Consider the following 2,585-nt stretch of genomic DNA (forward strand, 5'->3'; position numbering starts at 1 on the left):
AAATAATATCTTTATTTTTCATAATTGGCTCTAATAATTTATATTTCTCATTTTTTTCTATATTTGTCAAATAAATAATAGTTCCATCTGATATTTTAGTTTCTATAATTGTATCTATATCATCTATATTTGAAATATCTAAATAATAACAATTAAAATATCTAGTTATATCTTTTTCTGAATTATATTTTAATGGATAATATATATCACATGGTAAATATTTATTTAATAATTCTGTATAATTATTATTTATAGTTTTATTTTTAATATACTCTTTTATATCTTTTTCTATATTGATCTCATTATCTTCAACTATTTTAAAATGATTAAAATTTCTTTTATATGCTATATAATTTTTTTCTTGTAAAGTTTTTAATGATTTTTCAAAATCTTCACTATTAATTCCAACCGCCAATTTTATAATTTCTTTAGTCGGTTCAATTTCAGCAAACTTATTATATATATATAATAATGTTATCGCTTTTATTATCTTTTTTTCTATATCTTTTTTTAATTTTGAAATAATATTTTTACCATTAATATATGATTTATATTCCAAACTTTCTGATTTTAAAAATTTAAAATTTTCTTCAAAATAATCATATAATCTGTCTAAACTAATAATAAATTCATTTTTTAATATATTTTTTAATGATCTTCCCTCTCCTGATGAAATAAATGCAAACATAGTTCTTTCATTTTGTGCTATCTTTTGAGATAAATCTGGTAATATTTGAGCTGATAGATAATTTAATGGATAAAACTTTTCACCAATCACTTGTGAGATTTCAGAAGATATTTTGCTATCTTTTATCAAATCAAAATATTTATCAAATAGTTCTTTATTATCATTTTTATATTTTATAAAATCTTTATTTTTCTTCATTGATTCAGCAACAATATCTAAAGAAGTTAATTTTTCATAATTTAAATATTCTTTTTGAAATCTTCCACTTACTTTTTCCCACTCTAACTTATTATCATCTTTATTTAATTTATTAGCATATTGAAATATATCCTTATGTGTAATTAAAAATAAATATGAATTATTTTCATTATTACAATATTCTGCCATATCTTGAATTTCTTTTACATCAATAGTATTTATATTACTTTCTAAATATCTTCCAAATTCATCAAATATATAGATAACTCCTGAATATTTTTTAGATTGTATAATTTTATTTTCAAAATCAGTTAAGAACTCTTGAATACCTAATCTACATTCTAAATTTATAAATTTTTCACCATAAAATATTTTTTCATATATTTTTGTAAATATTTCTAAATATTTTTCATTATATGCTTTTAATTCTTTCAAATATTTATCTAATGTAATATTATACATATTTAATTCTTTTTCTACTTTATCTACAATCTCTTTTTGATTCTTTTTCCAAGTTTCTATTTTATTGATAATAACATTAAATTCATTATTTAATTTTATATTTAGGTTATTATTTTTAATTGCTTCTAATACTCCTATGACTAATCCTTTTTCATAACCTTCAAATTTATCATCTATAAAAACTGTAAGATAATTTTTATTTTCTATATTTTTATATGTTGATTTTATAGAGTATTTCTCTTCAATTTTGTTTATTAGTTTATTTTTCTCTAAATCATTTTTATTAGTTAATAAGTTTAAAAGAACTGATAAAAAAAATGATTTTCCACTTCCATACGCTCCTGATAGTAAATATGAATTATTTGTATTTTTACTTATCCCCAAAATCAATTTTTCTAATAATTTTGAATTTTTTTCTGTAGGTATATAAGAACTCATTTTATGATTATTATCAAAGTCATTTTTTATATTTATTGAGTATCCCATTTCTAATATATCAATTCCTCTATCCATCCTACAGCTCACTTCCTAATATTTTATTTAAAATTTCTTTTTCACTTTCTTTTTCTACATCAATAGTTATTATATTTAATCCCACTGCTCTATCAATATGTATTTCATTTTTTCCTTCTAATAACTCTAATATCTTTTCAAAGTCTAAATAAGATAATCTGATAACTTTATAAATATATTCATATGCTTCTATTAAAGATAATTGTACAGTTCCTTTGTATCCTCTATATTTTTTTATTAATAAATAATAAATTAAATATTCTGATATTTCTTTAGGATCTATATATCTGATTTTATAAAGTTTATCTACAGTCTTTTCTATACATTTTAATCTAGAAAATGGAGAAACAATATTATCTTCTGGATTAAATACTTTATCTGTCTCTTTACAATAAACTTTTATAAAGACATTTACACTATCTTGTAATGTTTTTTTAGAGTATTTTATATTTCTCTCTTTACAAAATAATTCTACTCTATTCTCTAATAACTCCTTCGTAAATTCATTAGATTCATTTTTATTAAAAGCTACATTCCAAATCAAAACATTTTCATTTTCTTTATAAAAAATATTCGAATGTAACAACCATAAACTATTTATATTTTGTAAATACTCATCCTTTTTAAAAATAACTTTTGCAATTTCAGATAGTTCACAATTTGTTTTATCTTTTTCTATTATTTCTAAAATTTCTAACCAATATTTCATAGATTCAACCATTAT

The 2,585-nt window shown here is 19.2% G+C and carries 2 protein-coding genes; both read right to left on the reverse strand.

The window, feature by feature from the left end; genetic code table 11:
* Positions 1-1,861, reverse strand: a 1,861-nt coding sequence (locus Q0V09_RS10600; RefSeq protein ID WP_297489411.1) for a hypothetical protein, incomplete at its 3' end; no start/stop codon positions are given.
* 1 nt (position 1,862) lies between these two features.
* Positions 1,863-2,585 (reverse strand): DUF4007 family protein (locus Q0V09_RS10605; protein ID WP_297489414.1); only part of this gene is annotated, 723 nt, incomplete at its 5' end.

Source organism: uncultured Cetobacterium sp. (genome assembly GCF_947039425.1).
Classification (GTDB): domain Bacteria; phylum Fusobacteriota; class Fusobacteriia; order Fusobacteriales; family Fusobacteriaceae; genus Cetobacterium_A.